The sequence below is a fragment of the Oliverpabstia sp. genome (assembly GCF_022785585.1).
Classification (GTDB): Bacteria; Bacillota; Clostridia; order Lachnospirales; family Lachnospiraceae; genus Oliverpabstia; species Oliverpabstia intestinalis.
Window position 1 is genome coordinate 1 of the sequence record NZ_JALFPR010000104.1, and the last position, 17651, is coordinate 17651.

22 protein-coding genes are annotated in these 17651 nt (G+C 40.8%); 7 read left to right on the forward strand and 15 right to left on the reverse strand.

The features are described from left to right. Positions 1-216: 216 nt before the first annotated feature. The 4 genes from aroB (at position 217) to MSA64_RS07220 (ending at position 3493) form a co-directional block, all read left to right on the forward strand. Positions 217-1332: a 3-dehydroquinate synthase gene (gene aroB, locus MSA64_RS07205; protein ID WP_287891152.1), complete on the forward strand. Its 1116-nt coding sequence runs from the start codon at positions 217-219 to the stop codon at positions 1330-1332. A gap of 6 nt (positions 1333-1338) precedes the next feature. Continuing rightward, complete coding sequence (gene lspA / locus MSA64_RS07210) at positions 1339-1863, forward strand: signal peptidase II (RefSeq protein ID WP_277663938.1); 525 nt, start codon at positions 1339-1341, stop codon at positions 1861-1863. Next, a complete protein-coding gene (locus tag MSA64_RS07215; protein WP_022172511.1) occupies positions 1863-2780 on the forward strand; it encodes an RluA family pseudouridine synthase in 918 nt (305 codons plus the stop codon). The genes lspA and MSA64_RS07215 overlap by 1 nt, the downstream gene beginning before the upstream one ends. 68 nt (positions 2781-2848) lie before the next feature. Continuing rightward, a complete protein-coding gene (locus tag MSA64_RS07220; protein ID WP_154431213.1) occupies positions 2849-3493 on the forward strand; it encodes a cytidylate kinase-like family protein in 645 nt (214 codons plus the stop codon). A 143-nt stretch (positions 3494-3636) separates the two neighbouring features. Here the strand turns inward: MSA64_RS07220 and MSA64_RS07225 are convergent, their stop codons facing one another. Beyond that, entirely contained in the window at positions 3637-4362 is a 726-nt protein-coding gene (locus MSA64_RS07225; RefSeq protein ID WP_262524234.1) for a tRNA lysidine(34) synthetase, read from the reverse strand. A gap of 209 nt (positions 4363-4571) precedes the next feature. On the opposite strand from MSA64_RS07225, the gene MSA64_RS07230 reads away from it, so the two are divergent. Continuing rightward, positions 4572-5921, forward strand: coding sequence for an AI-2E family transporter (locus tag MSA64_RS07230; RefSeq protein WP_154431215.1), 1350 nt, complete (start codon positions 4572-4574; stop codon positions 5919-5921). Between the two features lie 30 nt (positions 5922-5951). Continuing rightward, the gene (gene dtd, locus MSA64_RS07235; RefSeq protein WP_154431216.1) at positions 5952-6401 is read left to right on the forward strand and encodes a D-aminoacyl-tRNA deacylase; all 450 of its coding nucleotides are present in this window, start codon (positions 5952-5954) and stop codon (positions 6399-6401) included. A gap of 140 nt (positions 6402-6541) precedes the next feature. On the opposite strand, the gene MSA64_RS07240 is transcribed toward dtd, so the two are convergent. From MSA64_RS07240 to MSA64_RS07255, 4 genes are all read right to left on the reverse strand, one after another. Then, positions 6542-7606, reverse strand: coding sequence for a tyrosine-type recombinase/integrase (locus MSA64_RS07240; protein ID WP_154431217.1), 1065 nt, complete (start codon positions 7604-7606; stop codon positions 6542-6544). Positions 7607-7734: 128 nt separating this feature from the next. Then, entirely contained in the window at positions 7735-8268 is a 534-nt protein-coding gene (locus MSA64_RS07245) for a prolyl-tRNA synthetase associated domain-containing protein (protein ID WP_118568218.1), read from the reverse strand. A 251-nt stretch (positions 8269-8519) separates the two neighbouring features. Next, complete coding sequence (locus MSA64_RS07250) at positions 8520-9872, reverse strand: uracil-xanthine permease family protein (RefSeq protein ID WP_287891157.1); 1353 nt, start codon at positions 9870-9872, stop codon at positions 8520-8522. A 151-nt stretch (positions 9873-10023) separates the two neighbouring features. Continuing rightward, positions 10024-10410: a hypothetical protein gene (locus tag MSA64_RS07255; protein WP_287891159.1), complete on the reverse strand. Its 387-nt coding sequence runs from the start codon at positions 10408-10410 to the stop codon at positions 10024-10026. A 275-nt stretch (positions 10411-10685) separates the two neighbouring features. Between MSA64_RS07255 and lexA the strand changes: the two genes are divergently transcribed. Next, positions 10686-11306 carry a transcriptional repressor LexA gene (gene lexA, locus MSA64_RS07260; RefSeq protein WP_022172502.1) on the forward strand — a complete coding sequence of 207 codons (621 nt, stop codon included), beginning with the start codon at positions 10686-10688 and terminating at the stop codon, positions 11304-11306. Between the two features lie 156 nt (positions 11307-11462). Here the strand turns inward: lexA and rsfS are convergent, their stop codons facing one another. The 10 genes from rsfS to MSA64_RS07310 all read right to left on the reverse strand — a co-directional run. Then, a complete protein-coding gene (rsfS, locus tag MSA64_RS07265; protein WP_022172501.1) occupies positions 11463-11825 on the reverse strand; it encodes a ribosome silencing factor in 363 nt (120 codons plus the stop codon). A gap of 12 nt (positions 11826-11837) precedes the next feature. Then, positions 11838-12428 (reverse strand): bis(5'-nucleosyl)-tetraphosphatase (symmetrical) YqeK, encoded by a 591-nt coding sequence (gene yqeK / locus MSA64_RS07270; RefSeq protein WP_022172500.1) that lies wholly within the window; start codon positions 12426-12428, stop codon positions 11838-11840. A 54-nt stretch (positions 12429-12482) separates the two neighbouring features. Further along, a complete protein-coding gene (gene nadD, locus MSA64_RS07275; RefSeq protein WP_118316548.1) occupies positions 12483-13094 on the reverse strand; it encodes a nicotinate-nucleotide adenylyltransferase in 612 nt (203 codons plus the stop codon). A gap of 10 nt (positions 13095-13104) precedes the next feature. Further along, a complete protein-coding gene (gene yhbY, locus MSA64_RS07280; RefSeq protein WP_022172498.1) occupies positions 13105-13395 on the reverse strand; it encodes a ribosome assembly RNA-binding protein YhbY in 291 nt (96 codons plus the stop codon). Between the two features lie 10 nt (positions 13396-13405). Further along, positions 13406-14695, reverse strand: coding sequence for a GTPase ObgE (obgE, locus tag MSA64_RS07285; protein ID WP_022172497.1), 1290 nt, complete (start codon positions 14693-14695; stop codon positions 13406-13408). A gap of 126 nt (positions 14696-14821) precedes the next feature. Continuing rightward, on the reverse strand, positions 14822-15106 hold the full coding sequence (rpmA, locus tag MSA64_RS07290) for a 50S ribosomal protein L27 (protein ID WP_022172496.1): 285 nt from the start codon (positions 15104-15106) through the stop codon (positions 14822-14824). Between the two features lie 5 nt (positions 15107-15111). Next, positions 15112-15441 (reverse strand): ribosomal-processing cysteine protease Prp, encoded by a 330-nt coding sequence (locus MSA64_RS07295; RefSeq protein WP_022172495.1) that lies wholly within the window; start codon positions 15439-15441, stop codon positions 15112-15114. Between the two features lie 12 nt (positions 15442-15453). Continuing rightward, entirely contained in the window at positions 15454-15759 is a 306-nt protein-coding gene (rplU, locus tag MSA64_RS07300; protein ID WP_022172494.1) for a 50S ribosomal protein L21, read from the reverse strand. Positions 15760-15920: 161 nt separating this feature from the next. After that, on the reverse strand, positions 15921-16799 hold the full coding sequence (locus tag MSA64_RS07305; protein ID WP_227596284.1) for a DegV family protein: 879 nt from the start codon (positions 16797-16799) through the stop codon (positions 15921-15923). A gap of 71 nt (positions 16800-16870) precedes the next feature. Continuing rightward, positions 16871-17651, reverse strand: a 781-nt coding sequence (locus MSA64_RS07310) for a CPBP family intramembrane glutamic endopeptidase (protein ID WP_287891164.1), incomplete at its 5' end; no start/stop codon positions are given.

Consider the following 17651-nt stretch of genomic DNA (forward strand, 5'->3'; position numbering starts at 1 on the left):
ATTCTCAAATACGATCCTGCATTTCCACAAAAATAAAACAGGATGTAACTGTTCAGTAACTTCACAGTTACGAGCAAAAATGCATTTAAAATCACCTTCGGTGATGGCATTTTTGCTTGTATGTCTCGGGATTTTGGCATATTTATGCCAAAACACCTCGTGGGATAATGGCTACTGAATAGTTACAACAGGATGATCATTTTGGAGGAGAATTTTATGAGCAAACAATTACGCGTATACAGAGAAGGCGCAAAGACAGAATTTGATTACCAGATTCTCTGGGAAGAAGATTTTACAAAACTGACGGATGCAGTTAAGAAACTGGAGCTTTCCTGTGGCAAGATCTGCATTGTAACAGATGATATAGTGGGAAATCTGTATGGGAAAGAAGTACAGAAGGCACTGGAAGAACTGGATGTAACGGTTGATTTGTATACTTTCCCGGCGGGAGAAGCTTCTAAAAATCTGGATACAGTAAAAGAGCTGTACGCGTTTCTGATCGAACATCACTATACAAGAAAAGATGTACTGGCAGCACTTGGCGGAGGCGTTACCGGAGATCTTACCGGATATGCTGCTGCCACCTATCTGCGTGGTATTGACTTTATCCAGATTCCAACGACTCTTCTGGCTCAGGTAGACAGCAGTGTAGGTGGAAAAACAGGTGTGGATTTTGCACAGTATAAAAATATGGTAGGTGCATTCCATCAGCCGCGGCTCGTCTATATGAATCTGAATACGCTGAAAACTCTTCCGGAAGATCAGTTTGCCAGTGGCATGGGAGAAGTGTTGAAATCAGGTCTGATTCGTGATGCCAGATTTTATGAGTGGACGATTAATCATATGTCGGAGATTCAGGAACGAATCTATCCGGTTCTTGTGAAAATGGTTCGCAAATGCTGCGAGATCAAGGCTGCTGTCGTGGAAAGTGATCCGACGGAACAGGGAGAACGTGCACTGTTGAATCTTGGACATACAGTGGGTCATGCAGTGGAAAAACTGAAGAATTTTGAACTTCTTCATGGCCAGTGTGTGGCACTTGGAACCATTGCCGCTGCCTATATCTCTTTCAAAAGAGGCTGTCTGTCGACAGAGGAATTCTACGAGATCCGTGATATGAACGTGGGATTTGATCTTCCGATTTTCTTTAATGGTCTGGATAATGAAGCTGTATTGCAGACGACAAAGTCGGATAAAAAGATGGATAACGGAAGGATTAAGTTTATTCTTCTCAAGAAGATCGGACAGGCATACATCGATAAAACAGTTACAGACGAAGAAATTCTGGATGCGATTCAGTTTATTAACGGAGATATGATCGAAGGAGAATAAGGGATAGTGAAAAATAAGAAAACCATACAATTTATCGGAGTGGACTGTATTCTTATGGTGATTCTGACACTTCTGGATCAATGGACAAAAAGTCTGGTTGTGCATCACCTGAAAGATCAGAGTGACATCATACTGATTCCTGGAGTTTTCCAGTTGCATTATCTGGAAAACCGTGGAGCTGCGTTCGGCATTCTGCAGAACCAGAGAATTATTTTTGTGATTCTGACGATTATCTATCTGGCTGCAGTATTCTGGTTTTTGCATCGTTGTCCGAAAAACGGACGTTATACATTGCTGCATATTATAGCATCAGTTCTGACAGCGGGAGCCCTGGGGAACTTTATAGATCGGCTCCGCCTGGGATATGTGGTGGATTTTTTCTATTTTTCACTGATTAATTTCCCGGTATTTAATGTAGCGGATATTTTTGTGGTAATTTCTTTTATTGGTATTGCAGTAAGCATTTTATTCATATATAAAGATGACGAATTGGAGTTCTTAAGCATCAGGAAAAGGGAGTCTAAGGCATAGTGGAAATCTATACATTTACACCGGATGAGGAACAGAAAAATTTAAGAATAGATAAATTTCTTTCTGAACAGCTGCCGGATCAGTCGCGATCCTATTTACAGAAATTATTGAAAGAAGGAAATGTGACAGTCAATGAAAAAACGGTAAAGGCAAATTATAAAGTACAGCTTTCCGATACAGTGAAGCTGGAACTTCCGGAGCCGGAGTGTCCGGACATTCTTCCGGAAGATATTCCACTGGATATTTTGTATGAAGATGAAGATGTGCTGATCATCAATAAACCCAAAGGAATGGTAGTTCATCCAAGTGCCGGACATTATACCCATACAGTGGTCAATGCAGTAATGTTTCACTGCAAGGAACATCTTTCCGGAATTAATGGAGTGATGCGTCCGGGTATCGTGCACAGGATCGATATGGATACAACGGGTGCTATTGTGATCTGTAAAAATGATATGGCACATCAGAGTCTGGCAGATCAGCTGAAAGAGCATTCAATCACCAGAAAATACCGCGCCCTGGTACATGGAAATCTGAAAGAAGATGAAGGAACAGTAGAAGGGCCTATTGGCCGTCATGCCACGGATCGGAAAAAGATGGCAATCAACTACAAAAACGGAAAACCTGCAGTAACGCACTATAAGGTGCTGGAACGTTTTGGTGCATACACTTTTATTGAGTGCCAGCTGGAGACCGGGCGCACTCATCAGATTCGCGTGCATATGGCAAGCATCGGTCATCCACTTGTGGGAGATATTACCTATGGGCCGGCGAAGTGTCCGTTCAAACATCTGCAAGGGCAGTGCCTTCATGCCATGGTTTTAGGGTTTGTTCATCCACGGACGAATGAATATATTGAATTCTCAGCCCCATTACCAGAATATTTTACTGATTTGTTAGAAAATTTAAGAAAATAGGTACTGTACAATTGATTTGTTTTATTTTATAATAATTATAATAAATTAAAAGAACGGGAGGGGTTGCTATGAAGACCAATACCATTATTACAATAGGTCGTCAGTACGGAAGTGCCGGACGTCAAATTGGAAGAGTCCTTGCAGAAGAGTTAGGTATTAAGTGTTACGATAAAGAGTTACTGGAACGTGCAGCAAAGGAAAGTGGACTTTGCGAAGAACTTTTTGAGAATCATGATGAAAAACCAACCAATAGTTTTCTGTATTCTCTGGTTATGGATACATACTCTTTTGGTTATACTTCATCTGCATTCTCTGATATGCCAATTAATCAGAAAGTTTTCCTGGCTCAGTTTGAAACTATCAAGAAAATCGCAGCTGAGGGACCTTGTATCATGATCGGTCGTTGCGCGGATTATGCACTGGCAGATTTTGATAACTGTTTCAGCGTATTTTTCCACGCGGATCTGCAGACGCGTATTCGAAGAATTGCAAAAATTTATGATCTGACAGATGCAAAAGCAAAAGATCGTATCATCAAAACAGATAAAAAACGTTCTAGCTATTACAATTACTACACCAGCAAACGTTGGGGTGATGCAGATTCCTATGATCTGTGTATCGACAGTGGTAAAATGGGAGTAGATGGCTCTGTAGAACTGATGTTAAATGCAATTCAGCTGAAAGAAAAGGGATATAAAACAGCTATTTACTAAATTTTATGTAACTGTTCAGTACCTTCACAGTTACAATTTTATTATACTGTCTGAAGCTGTATATTGTGTAGTATAATAAATAAGCCCGCATAACAGGTGAGAGGATCTGTTATGTGGGCTTGTTTCTTACACATATATGTAAATCAGCGGATTTTTGGTGTCCAGTCAGGAATGTTGCCGTTTACAATTGCAGAAAACATCCGCTCTTTCACACCGGGATTCTCCTGATTCAGTTTTCGGAGCAGGTCTTTTACATACTGTCGTTTTGTATATCCGTCTGCCGGACAGGGGCTTTTTACGACAGGAAGCTGATATTTGTTACAGAAGCCTTTCACATCTGCTTCAGAAACATACATCAGCGGGCGGATCACCGTAAGGTCGGTGCGGTCAAGATGGGTGATCGGAGGAAAAGAATAAAAATGCCCTTCGTAGATCAGAGACATCATCATGGTTTCTACAATATCATCCTTGTGATGGGCATAAGCTATTTTATTGCAGCCCAGTTTTTTTATCGTGTCGTTTAAAGCACCTTTGCGCATTTTTGCGCACAGGGAGCATGGATTCTTTTCGTTTCTTTCATCAAACACGATCCGGGCTATTTCGGTTTTTACCACGGTATAGGGAACTTTCATGGTTTCGCACAGGGAGTGAATGCCTGACACATCAAAATCAGGATGCCCCAGATCGACCGTAATTGCCTCCAGATCGAATTTTTTCGGATAGTAGCGTTGTAGTCCATGGAGTGCGTATAAAAGCGTTAAACTGTCCTTTCCGCCCGATATACCGATAGCAATTCTATCCCCGTCCTGAATCATGTTGTAATCATCGATAGCACGTCTTGTATAACTCATTAATTGTTGCAGTTTCATTGTATGGTTCCTCCAATTATAAAATATCAGAATAATTGTATAAATCAGAATAAATTTGTAAATTCTTTGAATAACATAAATTTACAGTTATTTAAGTATATCAAATAAAGACTTTACAGAAAAGTCATAAATAGTTAATACATGGATTTTATTCTGTGCTATAATAGATAATATATGTTTATTAACAGAAAACTCGTGGAGGCGTTCAGATGAAAAACTTCTTGGGAAAGAAATATGTCCAGATTGGAATCACAGCATTTTGCGTTATAGCTGCCAGTATGTTATTTTACTTTGGTATCTTTCATACGGCATCAATTGCCAGGGGATTGAATACGATTTATACCATCCTTACTCCAATTGTATATGCAGCAGCAATATCATATGTTCTATGGCCGGTTATCCGTTTTATGGAGCGCAGTGTGGTTTATCGGATCTGTGAGAAAAAAAACTGGAATCCAACTCATAAAGTACGCCATGCGATTCGGATGATTTGTGTTATTATTACATTACTGTTGTTTTTACTGGGAATCTATGGTTTGTTATCTGTGCTGATCCCGGAACTGATCAACAGTATCACAAACATTATCGACAATTTGCCACGATATATTAATAATATAGAAAAATGGCTGACGAATCTTCTGAAAAATTATCCGGATCTTGAAGAAAACTCCAGTATGATTTTCTCAGCCGTAACATCTAAAGCGGAAACCTGGCTGACGGATGATCTTCTGCCTAAAATAAATCTTCTGGTTGCAAGCTTTTCTACAGGATTCCTGGGAGTTCTGGTATTCTTGAAAAACTTTCTGATCGGTGCCATGATATCTATTTATCTGTTGTACGGTAAAGAATCTTACGTTGCGCAGGGAAAGCGGTTGCTGTACTGCCTGTTCAGTACCAGAACAACAAATAATATCATTCGTGACCTTCAGTATGTAGATAAGACCTTCGGTGGATTTATCATTGGAAAAGTGTTAGACTCATTTATTATTGGGATTTTGTGCTATATAGGTACAACGATTCTGAATTTGCCATATGCATTGCTTGTCAGTGTTATTGTGGGCGTGACGAATGTAATTCCGTTCTTTGGTCCATATATTGGTGCGGTGCCGAGTGCGCTGCTGATTTTGCTGGTTAATCCGATCCAATGTGTTTACTTTGTTATTTTTATCCTGTTATTGCAGCAATTTGACGGAAACTTTCTTGGACCAAAGATTCTTGGTGGTTCCACAGGACTTTCAAGCTTTATGGTTATAGTTGCTATTCTTGTGGGAGGTGGATTTTTCGGCATTTTCGGTATGTTTGTCGGAGTTCCTGCCTGTGCGGTGATCTGTACAGTAATCCGCAATGGTATACAAAATCGTCTGACTAAGAAGTGTATGCCGATTGATCTGGAAAGTTATCAGAATATCGATCATCTGGATGCAGAAACGCTGAAACCGGTGGCACCATCTGCAGAGAAACCGGGAAGTGACAGCGTATTTAAAAGTTATCGTAAAATTCGGACAAAAGCGAATGCCAATAATGAAGTGAATACAGAGGATCACAAAACAACGGAATAAATGATATGATATACAGAAGGAGAAAAAGTCATGAAGTTTGTAATACAAAGATGTCAGGAAGCCAGTGTTTCTGTGGATGGAAAAACAGTAGGGGCGATTGAAAAGGGATTGATGGTCCTGATTGGTGTAGGGAAAGATGATACTACAGAAGTGGTGGATAAATATCTGAAAAAACTATTACAGTTACGAATCTTTGAAGATGAGAACGGCAAGACAAATCGTTCTCTGATGGACATAGGAGGACAACTTTTGCTGGTGTCTCAATTTACTTTATACGCAAATTGCAGACATGGAAATCGACCAGGCTTTACGGATGCCGGAGATCCTCAAAAAGCAGAAGAGTTGTATGAATATCTGATAGAAAGAGCAAAAGAACAGGTTTCGGTTGTTGAACAGGGGATTTTTGGAGCAGATATGAAAGTTGCTCTTGTGAATGATGGACCGTTTACAATTATTTTAGATGAAGCAGCATTCGCTTAAATGCAAACGCTGCTTTTTTTGCATTGCATAACGAGTATAATTCGCAAATCGTATTTTATCTCGTTGCATTGCATATCAATAATTGGTCCGGTGGTTCAATTATTGATTTAAACTAAAATAAATATAAAGAACGAATGGCTTTAAGAATCGGGATTTTCACGAAGACGAAGAGCGGATGCTGCCTTTCTGCGTCGTTCATCACCGATAGCTGCATAGTGTTTTCTGGTGGTATTAACGTCTTTATGGCCTAATACGTCGGCTACCAGATAAATATCACCGGTTTCCCGATATAAGGCAGTACCATATGTGCTTCGGAGCTTATGTGGCGTGATTTTCTTTGTGGAAGTAATTTGTTTTGCATATTTTTTTACGAGATTTTCCACAGCCTGAATACTCATACGTTTTCTCTGAATGGAATAGAAGAGAGCGTGTTCGTGTCCGGCAATCGGCGTAATAGTCGCTCGTACTTCGAGATAGTCGAGAAGCGCTTTTTCTACCTCTTCACCAAAATACACAAACATTTCATTACCACCTTTTCGTGTAACTTTTATCGCATCATTTTTAAAATCCACATCCTCAACATCCAGCCCAACACATTCAGATACACGGATACCGGTTCCTAAAAGGAGTGTGATCAATGCAAGATCCCGGACTTTTGTTTTTTCATAGTAAGCTTTTCGCTGACCGGAAAGCTGATCCCCGGCATGTTCGATATAATCCAGCAGCATGGCAACTTCATCGACATCCAGGCGGATAATAGCCTTTTCATGAATTTTAGGAATGTCAATTAAAGCCGGAGGATTTGTCTTGATCAGTTCAAGACGAAAATAATAATTATAAAAGCTCCGTAGCGTTGAAATTTTGCGTTTTACGCCGGTTTCTCCATTGGTGATAAAAGTGTCCCGTTCATCCTTATAAACCTTTAAATATTCCTTATATTCCTCGATATCAAGAGCCTGAACCTGATCTAGTACATCAATTGTCAGATCCGTTAGCTTATAACCTTTAAATAAGGGGTTTTCCTGTACCAGAAACTGGAAAAAAATCCGTATATCGTATGCGTATGAAATCCTGGTTTTTGTCGTTGTAGTTGCATCAATCGCCCGAAAATAATCCCTGCAGAATTCCGGAAGAGTACGGAGAACTTCACGGAGTTTTAAAACATTCTGCATGTCGGTCTGATCATGATAAGTGACTCGATCCATAATAAAAAGTCCTTTCAGAATAAGTTGATATATGGATTGTATCATAGAAAAAGAGACCTGTCAATCTATACGACAAACCGCAGTTTTTCAAATAGATTGACGAGGGAAACATAATTAGGTTTAGATATTTATAAATGAACTTCTGTCATATTGTGATCTACGGCATTCAGAAATGTGTTAAATATATCTTTTGTTTTTAAACGTAAACTGGATGTATTGATGCATGGATGACATCCCAGGTATTCTTCTTTCAGTACATCGCTGTCGACTAACAGACGAACCCGATGATCAGTGTCATTCATTAATCCTAGGATGCTCACAGAGCCGGGAGTCACATCCAGAAATTCTTCCATATAGTCCGCAGTTCCAAAGGATAACCGGGAACTACCAATCTGCGCAGATAAATCCTTTGTTTTGAATATTTTCTCTCCCGGAATCAATAACAGATAAAAATCGGTTTTTTGGCGGTTGCATAAAAACAGGTTTTTACATGTTGCGGCTTTCAGGACCTTATCGATTTCTTCACACACATCCATATGCATCGCCGGTTCGTGATCCACTCGGTCATATTCGATATGTAATAGATCCAGTAATTCATATACTTTTTGCTCTTTTTTCAGACGTTCTGTCATATTTTCCGGACGTCCATGCTGCAATGTCAGACTCATAAACAGTATAAAATCTCCTTATCGTTTTTATCATCCGATATAAATCGTTCTAACAAATTGTACATTAGTTTGGAACAGCTAATATCAGATATATTTTTATTATAGAATCATATGTGTAGAAATACCAGAGATTTACCCAATCTAATCTATAGAAAAAACGCTGGTGTCAATTAAAAAAGATGTATAGAAATATAATTAGTATAACTTATTTTTTCCTATACATCTTTTCAAATATTAGTCTGTTTTTATTTTGTTTTCGGATCGAGCTGCTTTGGAAGAATCAAATTCAAGACAATCGCAGAAATTGTAGCAAGAACAACCGGGGATTTTCCGAAAATTGTAGTTACCCAGTCAGGGAACTGTGCAAGAGATGCGCTTGCCTGCGTAACACCCATACCAACAGCGATTGCCAGACCTACGATAGTGGTGTTTCGGAAATTCAGCTCTTCCGAAGCAATTAGTTTCATACCGGTCATGGCTATGGATGCAAATACAGAGATGGTTGCACCTCCAAGTACACAATAAGGTATGGTAGTAAGTAAAGATGAAAATTTCGGGATCAGACCGGCTGCAAGTAAGATGACTGCAGCTGTACCCATTACTCTCCTGCTTGTTACCTTTGTCGTGGAAACAATACCGACGTTCTGACTGTAGGTTGCGGTAGGCAGTCCACCGAAAAATGCACTGATAATATTGCTGATACCATATCCTACAATTCCACCGGTTAATTCTTTATCAGTAGGCATACGGTCCATAGCACCGGTTGTTGTGGCAGAAAAATCACCGATCGCCTGTACAGCATTGATCGCAAATAAAATGGCGATAGCTACACAGGATGAAGGTTCAAAGGTAATTCCAAAATGCATTGGCTTTGGAAGTTGGAAAAATGATGCATTGGATACAGAAGAAAAATCAATCATGCCAAAACAAAGTGATACAATATAGCCCCCCATGATACCAATTAGAATAGATGCCAGTTTCCAGATTCCTTTACCATAATGATTCAGGAAAGTTACAATAATCAGCGTGATAACGGCCACCAGCCAGTTCTGCCAGGAACCGTAATTCTCACTGCTCGCACCGCCGGCCATGTAATTGATGGCAGTTGGATATAAAGATAATCCGATAGCAAAAACTACCGTTCCGGTAATCAATGGTGGGAAAAACTTGCGGATTCGCTTGATGTTTAATCCAACCAGTAAAGCAACAATACCGCCGACGATTTGTGCGCCGAGAATGGTGGCAATATCATACTCGCCTGCGATTGCCTGCATACTTGGCACGTAGGCAAAACTGATACCCATCATAACCGGAAGTCCGGCACCGATGGCGAACCACCTGGTTTTTATAAAGGGAAATAACTGTAATAACGTGGTAAGTGCTGACATTACCAGAGCAGCCTGGATCAGAATAACGGAATCCTTCTGGGAAAGTCCTGCTACACCGGCAACAATGATGGATGGGGTTACACATCCGACAATCATGGCAAGTACATGCTGGATCGCCAGTGGCATAACTTGTCCGAACGATGGCTTTCCGTAGAAATCAAATAACGCTTTGTCCATCTGTCTGGAATGACCTGTTTCTTTGGTACTCATACTATCTTTTTCCTCCTTGGTGTTATTTATTTATTATATATGGAGATAAGATATTTGAACACCCTTTTTTGTAATAAATAACAAACTAATTATTAATTTTTCTAATCAATAATTATTCCGGGACTTCACGAGTTAAAGTAAACTATATTTATTACCTGTATTCATCGGAGTAATACGGTACACAGATGGTAGTTCCATAGATCAGCTGATCATCCGGAAGATGGTTAATGCTTTTCACTTCTTCCATGTAAGCGCGGATATTTGTATATTCATCACTGATGTATTTCTGGGAAACACCCCACAAAGTGGTATCACGGTCTACATAAACGTTAGTATAGTATTTATAACGTTCCTGCACATCTGCATTTGCATCGACGCTGGTAAAACGGAGTATGGCAACTGTTGCCAGACAGATCAAAAACATACTGGCAAAAGGGAGATGTCTGCATTTTGTTTTTCTGGTACGACATTTTCCGGGGTGTACATTTCTGCGAGTGCTTCGTGTAACAGTTGTCTTTCCTTTGTATTCTTTCATCATAGTAAATTCCTCCCATACTTTTAAAACATATGTTTGCGAACATTTGTTCTTTAACTGTGAATTTATTATAGATCTCGAACGTCCGTTTGTCAATATGATTTTGGAGAAAATCCGAACAGATTTTCGGAATATGTGTTTGCATTTTAAGTGTGTATATGTTATCATTATAATTAAATAATTACAGAATTTGTAATGAAGTCAGAAAAATACAATTACAGATGCAAATAGATATATAATAAAGAAAAAGAGAATCAGATGTTCGGGAGGATTCAGCTATGGCATACGGGAAAATTACAGATAAACAACGGGAAATTTTGGAATATATCAAAAACGAAATTCTGAACAGGGGATTTCCACCTGCGGTACGTGAAATTTGTGAAGCGGTGAACCTGAAGTCCACGTCTTCTGTTCATGCACACCTGGAGAGTCTGGAAAAGAATGGCTATATCCGACGTGATCCTACCAAACCGAGAGCAATTGAGATCGTGGATGACAACTTTAACCTGGTGCGCAGAGAGATGGTGAATGTTCCGGTATTAGGCCGTGTGGCAGCCGGTGAACCACTGCTGGCGATCGAGAATGTGGAAAGTTATTTTCCGATTCCGGCGGAATTTATGCCGAACGCACAGACCTTTATTCTGAATGTTGTTGGGGAAAGTATGATCAATGCAGGGATTCTTGATGGTGATAAAGTAATTGTAGAGCAGACTGCAGATGCACAGAATGGTGATATTGTAGTAGCTCTGGTAGATGATTCTGCTACAGTAAAAAGATTTTACAAAGAAAAAGACTGTTATCGTCTCCAGCCGGAAAACGATTACATGGATCCGATCATCGTATATGATCAGTTGCAAATTCTTGGCAAGGTCATCGGTGTATATCGGTTTATGGAATAATCTCTTTAAAATAAATGTAAAATGAGATTCGATGCTCTGTTATGAGTAATCGAAAAAAAGAGTACAGAAAATCCTAATCAGTTTCTGTACTCTTTTTCTTTATCTGCGATATATCGTAACTGTTCAGTACCTTCACAGTTACGAGCAAAAATGCACTTACTGTTCTTCTTTCAGCTCTTTCGCATCCATCACTTTTCCGTCTCGCCAGATACGTTCAAGATCATAGAACAGTCTGTTCTCTTCGTCGAAAAGATGAATTACGATGTCACCGTAGTCCAGCAGGATCCAGTTCGCACTGGAATAGCCTTCCGTCTGTTTGAGCTGATAACCGGCTTTTCCCAGTACCTCGTCTACATTATCCGCCATTGCCTGTACCTGGTTACGATTACTTCCGCTTGCGATGATAAAATAATCAGCCAGAGTGGTAATCTGTTCGATATCAATTACTTTAATATCAGAAGCTTTTTTATCTTCCAAAGCTTCACATGCCAGCAGTGCCATTTTTTTTGCATCTGTCATTTTATGTTCTCCTTATTTTGTATTAATCAAGTCGCTATAGTAATTATAGGCCTGTATTGTTGCCTGATCGATGTCCTGTGGGTCATCGTCCAGATACTCCAGGGTGTCATGCAGAATCTCATACATGCAGAGATCCAGATTCTCAAAAGCAATCTTACGAATCTCAGCAAGTCTTGGAGCTTTATTCCTTGCCGGCTCGATATAGTCCGCAATATATACAATCTTTTCCAGAAGTGTCATGTTTTCTTTTCCGGTAGTATGCCAGGTGATTGCACTTAAGATTTCAGGATCTGTTACACCATATTTTTCCCGGGCTACCCAGGCACCTACTTTGGCATGGAGTAAAAAGGTATGCTCTCTCTCAAAGTCTGTGACCGGAATCTTATTATCTTTACAGATTTTCAGCTTTTTCTTTGCCGGAATACATTTGGCACAGTCATGAAGAAGACCTGCCAGCTGTGCGCGTTCCATAGGATAATCATAGCGGATTGCCAGGGATGCACTCATCTGCATCACACCGAGAGTATGCCAGAGACGGTCTTCGTCCAGATATTTTTTCAGCTTTCCGGCAATCTTCATCAGATTGAACTTCTGTTCTTCCATAACATTCCTCCTGCATTCTTCATCTTTTGTAATTTCCAAGAGAGGAATCCGGGACTATGCCCGGTAGATTCCTTCTTCGCGAATATAAGTATATACCTCATCCACAAGATAATACCGTACGCTTTTTCCCTGACGGATCCAGTCACGGAGTGTCTGTGAGGAAATTTCCAGGTTGGGAGTGTGCAGCTGGATAAAATTCCCCTTGTATTTTTCTTCCAGATATAACATTTGTTCTTTCAGGGATTCTTCCGGAACAGCATTTCTTGTAGCTACCAGCAGACTGGCTGCTTTACAGATCCGATCCGGTCTGCACCACGTGTCAAAATCATACAGAGAATCTGCACCGATGATAAAATAATACGTTTGATCCGGATATTTCTTATGCAGTCGCTCCAGTGTCTCATAAGTATACGTATATCCGTCCGGATGCATCTCTTCTGTGGAAAGACGGAAATGTGGATTGTCAGCGATAGATTTTCGCACCATCTCCACCCGCTGCTGATCACTTGCACGTCCCTCACGGTTCTGTTTGTGGGGAGGATTTCCGGAAGGCATAAACCAGACCTCATCGAGAGCCAGTTCCTCATAAGCCTTTTCTGCCAGAATCAGATGTCCTATATGAATCGGATCAAAGGTTCCCCCCATAATTCCAATTCGTTTTTTCATGATGTTCTCCTTACGGAAGCTGAATCTTTTTCTTCTCTTTTTTTCCTTCTTTATAAAGAACGATTTTCTTACCGATAACCTGAACAACCTGGGAACCGGTCCGTTCAGCCAGAACACGGGCGATTTCTTTTGGATCGTCCATACAGTTCTGTAATACGCTGATCTTAATCAGTTCTCTTGCTTCCAGGGCTTCCTTTGCGGACTGGGTAAATTCCGGCGTCAGACTGGATTTGCCGATCTGCAGGATTGGTTCTGTTGTCATGGCAATACTTTTCAGATATGCTCTTTGTTTGCTTGTCATAAACTCTCCTTTATTTGTAATAATCAAATTCAAATCCGTACATACGGACAGTGTCTCCCTCTTCAATACCTGCCTGTTCCAGTTCTTCAAGAATACCGCCGTCTTTCAGGAACTTCTGGAAGAAAGCGAATCCTTTTTCAGAATCCAGGTTGGTATATCCAAGCATCTTCTCAATCTTTGGTCCTTCTACCACATAAGTATGACCATCGTCGAGTTTTTCTACGGTATATGGCAGATTTTCCGCAATAAGAACGTCTTCCGGGAAGAATTCCTGCTCGAAAATAATCTGTTTTTTCTCAATGGAATCCAAAAGAGATTTTACATGGTATAAAAGTTCTTTCACACCTTTGCCGGTAACGGCAGAAATAGGAAATACTTTTACGCCCTGTGGCTCAAATTCGTCCTTCAGACGCTGAATCGGATCTTCTCCGTCAGGATAGATCACATCCACTTTATTGGCTGCGATTACCTGTGGTCTGGAAGCAATATCGGCGTTATATGCCTTTAATTCTGCATTGATCTTATAGACATCATCTACCGGATCTCTGCCCTCCGTGGAAGCGGCATCCACAATATGGATCATGACACGGGTTCTCTCGATGTGACGCAGGAACTGATGTCCCAGTCCCACACCTTCCGATGCACCTTCGATGAGTCCCGGAATATCCGCGATAACAAAACCGTCAGCACCATCGAGATCTACCACACCAAGATTTGGTGTAAGGGTAGTAAAATGATAGTTGGCGATCTTTGGCTGTGCATTAGTTACACGGGAAAGAAATGTAGATTTTCCTACATTTGGATATCCAACCAGTCCCACATCTGCGATGACTTTCAGTTCCAGACGTACTTCCAGCTCCTGGGCCGGCTGGCCTGGCTGCGCGTACTTCGGAACCTGCATGGTGGCAGTTGCATAGTGCATGTTTCCTTTACCGCCGCGACCGCCTTTTAAGATCACCTGCCGGCGATTTTCACCGGACATATCTGCGATTACTTTACCGCTTTCTGCTTCGTAGACAACGGTTCCTTCCGGAACACGCAGTGTGATATCTTTTCCATCGGCTCCATGGCATCGTTTTTTTCCGCCCTGTTCGCCATTTTGTGCTGCATATTTTCTTTTGTGACGAAATTCATTCAACGTATTCAGACCTTCGTCCACTTCAAAAATCACATCACCTCCGCGACCGCCATCACCGCCATCCGGACCACCGTTTGGCACAAACAACTCTCTACGGAAGCTTACATGCCCGTCCCCGCCTTTACCGGAACGGATCACGATCTTTGCTCTGTCTGCAAACATATTTTTCTCCTATCTGTCAATATTAGATGGAAACAGTGAACTAAAATTATGATGTCGCTGTTCCTGTTATCGAATATATAAAAAGAAGGCTCCAAACCATTCTGATTTGAAGCCCGCTGCATATGCTTATTCAGCTACCGGAACGATAGAAACCTGTTTCTTATCTCTTCCTTTTCTTTCAAAACGAACAACACCGTCTACTAATGCAAACAGAGTATCGTCTTTACCACGTCCAACGTTTACACCCGGATGAATCTTGGTTCCACGCTGTCTGTAAAGGATATTACCAGCTTTTACAAACTGTCCGTCAGCTCTTTTTGCTCCCAATCTTTTGGATTCGGAATCTCTACCGTTCTTAGTAGAACCAACTCCTTTTTTATGAGCAAAAAATTGAAGGTTCATATTTAACATGGTTTTTACACCTCCTCGAAGATTATATCAATAAATTCTGTGTACTGTTCATCTTCCATTCTCTGTAATCCGAGAATCAACGAATTCAGCAGCAGGAGACTTTCTTTGGAAGGCTTGTTCTTTATCATAAAATGAATACGTGCAGATGATTCATCCACATCAATCGTAAACTCATCTTCTGTAAAGGCCTCAATAGAATTCACCGTATTGATCACCAGTGCAGAGATACCGGCGCAGACAATATCTTCACCTTCCTGAGCATATCCTGCATGATCCTCACTGGTAAAGCCTACACACTGATTTTCTGAATTCTGATAAAACGTAACTTTTGTCATCAGACCACCTGATTAAGCGTTGATCTTTTCGATTTTCACTTTTGTGAACTGCTGTCTATGTCCGTTTTTCTTGTGATAACCAGTTTTTCTCTTATACTTGTAAACGATTACTTTTTTAGCTTTTCCGTTTTCAACTACAGATGCAGTAACGCTGGCATTAGCTACGTCAGCTCCTACTTTTAAACCGTCGTTGTTTACAGCAAGTACCTGGTCAAATGTAACAGTCTCTCCAGCTTCTACACCAAGCTTTTCTACTCTAATGATATCGCCTTCGGCTACTTTGTACTGTTTACCACCTGTTGCAATAATTGCGTACATATGGCACACCTCCTATTATCATTACTCGCCAAATATGGTGGCTCTTTCGAGCTCTTCTACCTCTTTGTGCGGCATACTTCGTAATATTACCATGCTTTTTTGGATTCGTCAACTGCTTTTTGAAAATTTTCTTGAAATATTATTATAATAGAATACGACAGTTATTCAACACCATCCAGTACATGTGATGCCGCAATTGCCAGTACACCCGGACCGGTATGGCAGGTGACACTGAAAGATAATGGATCCATTCGTGAGATGGCAATATCCGGGAACACGCTCTGCACTTCTTCCTTCCATTGTCTTGCAGTTTCTTCATCGGTGGTATAGGCTACATGAAGTTTTAACTGTCCTTTTGTGACATAATCGGAAAAACGGCCTTCCACATCTTTTTTCATGGCTTCCAGCATGTTCTTTTTGGCAGCTTTGACACCACGGACTTTTTTGTAGGCATCGAGTTTGTCTCCCTGAATCTGCAAAATCGGTTTCAGGTTCAAAGCAGAGCCAAGAAGTGCTGCTGACGGTGTAATACGACCACCTTTTTTCAGATATTTTAAGGTGTCTACCATCAGATAAATGCTGGATTCCAGTGCCTCTTTTTCCAGAATTTCTTTAATCTGTGCAGCCGACTTTCCGGCAGCAACAAGATGTTTCGCATCCATTACAGACTGCTGCATGGTAACGGAGATCCTCTGGTTATCGACTACCTGTACCTTCCCATCATAATCCCGGGCAAGTCCCATAGCGGTAGAGCAGGATGCACTAAGTCCGCTGGACATCGGAATGTGCACGATTTCATCATATTCTTTTAAAAGTTTATCCCACAGATCCATCACATCACCGGGTGACGGCTGAGAAGTAGATAAGTCTGCATCGTTTTCAAGAAAATGATAGAACTGTTCTTTGTTCATATCCACATCTTCAAAATATAATTTTCCATCTACTAAGAAAGGCATCGGGATCACATAGATTCCAAGTTCTTTTCCTTCTGCCTGTGAGATACCACTGTTACTGTCGGTGACGATGGCAACATTGCCCATACTTTTGTTCCTCCTTTTACACTGCTGTAACGGTTTTTAATAATATACGTCATTTTAGCTCAATAATATAATTATAACATGGACTCAAAATAAATTCCACATCCAAAACAAATGATTCCTGCAATGAAGAAAACTGCGGATGGAATTGCAATTTTGAGTACTGTGCGATCCATCTGTTCTTTCGGGAAAAACGGTTGTTTTACATTATCTCGTCTGTGTAACAGATAATTGCCCAGGTACATTCCGAAAGGAACAGCTGCTCCAAGGATCAGATAAACACCGATGGAAATCAGAGGAACCGTCATGGTTCCATCAGCACCGGTAAGCTGATTTTGCGCCTGCTGTAGCTGAGACGTTTTCAGAAGAAATTCCTGCAGCACCATGGGAACCAGATTATTTATCATATGAAATGCGGAGGAATATACCATATTTTCTGTCTCCAACATAATATAGGACATAACTGCTCCCAGGATCGCAGTAGGCAGGAAACGAAGTGGGTTTGCATGAAAGAGACCAAAATAGATACCCATGATCAGAACGACCAGCCATTCTTTTCGGATACGATACATGGTATGAATGATTACACCGCGGTGAACCGCTTCCTCACAGATTGCCGGAAGCAGCGCAACTACGATCACAGATACCCAGAAAGGTACGCTGTAGATCACATCATTCAGTCCCTCGTTGATTGTCTCCATTTCTCCGGGAAATAAGCGATACTGGATCAGTGATACGACCATTGCAAGGATATAGGACGAAATCCACATCAGAATAGTTCCTAACATTGGCAGTCCTTCCGGAGAATGCACCGGAAACAGAGAGTGCAGGGAATACCCCATCACTTTTGCAAAT

Bases quoted from the DNA above. Each gene is read 5' to 3' on its own strand.
- aroB (WP_287891152.1), top strand. From the start codon at position 217: ATGAGCAAACAATTACGCGTATACAGAGAAGGCGCAAAGACAGAATTT.
- MSA64_RS07220 (WP_154431213.1), top strand. From the start codon at position 2,849: ATGAAGACCAATACCATTATTACAATAGGTCGTCAGTACGGAAGTGCC.
- MSA64_RS07225 (WP_262524234.1), bottom strand. From the start codon at position 4,362: ATGAAACTGCAACAATTAATGAGTTATACAAGACGTGCTATCGATGAT.
- MSA64_RS07230 (WP_154431215.1), top strand. From the start codon at position 4,572: ATGAAAAACTTCTTGGGAAAGAAATATGTCCAGATTGGAATCACAGCA.
- dtd (WP_154431216.1), top strand. From the start codon at position 5,952: ATGAAGTTTGTAATACAAAGATGTCAGGAAGCCAGTGTTTCTGTGGAT.
- MSA64_RS07240 (WP_154431217.1), bottom strand. From the start codon at position 7,606: ATGGATCGAGTCACTTATCATGATCAGACCGACATGCAGAATGTTTTA.
- MSA64_RS07250 (WP_287891157.1), bottom strand. From the start codon at position 9,872: ATGAGTACCAAAGAAACAGGTCATTCCAGACAGATGGACAAAGCGTTA.
- MSA64_RS07255 (WP_287891159.1), bottom strand. From the start codon at position 10,410: ATGATGAAAGAATACAAAGGAAAGACAACTGTTACACGAAGCACTCGC.
- lexA (WP_022172502.1), top strand. From the start codon at position 10,686: ATGGCATACGGGAAAATTACAGATAAACAACGGGAAATTTTGGAATAT.
- rsfS (WP_022172501.1), bottom strand. From the start codon at position 11,825: ATGACAGATGCAAAAAAAATGGCACTGCTGGCATGTGAAGCTTTGGAA.
- yqeK (WP_022172500.1), bottom strand. From the start codon at position 12,428: ATGGAAGAACAGAAGTTCAATCTGATGAAGATTGCCGGAAAGCTGAAA.
- nadD (WP_118316548.1), bottom strand. From the start codon at position 13,094: ATGAAAAAACGAATTGGAATTATGGGGGGAACCTTTGATCCGATTCAT.
- yhbY (WP_022172498.1), bottom strand. From the start codon at position 13,395: ATGACAAGCAAACAAAGAGCATATCTGAAAAGTATTGCCATGACAACA.
- obgE (WP_022172497.1), bottom strand. From the start codon at position 14,695: ATGTTTGCAGACAGAGCAAAGATCGTGATCCGTTCCGGTAAAGGCGGG.
- rpmA (WP_022172496.1), bottom strand. From the start codon at position 15,106: ATGTTAAATATGAACCTTCAATTTTTTGCTCATAAAAAAGGAGTTGGT.
- MSA64_RS07295 (WP_022172495.1), bottom strand. From the start codon at position 15,441: ATGACAAAAGTTACGTTTTATCAGAATTCAGAAAATCAGTGTGTAGGC.
- rplU (WP_022172494.1), bottom strand. From the start codon at position 15,759: ATGTACGCAATTATTGCAACAGGTGGTAAACAGTACAAAGTAGCCGAA.
- MSA64_RS07305 (WP_227596284.1), bottom strand. From the start codon at position 16,799: ATGGGCAATGTTGCCATCGTCACCGACAGTAACAGTGGTATCTCACAG.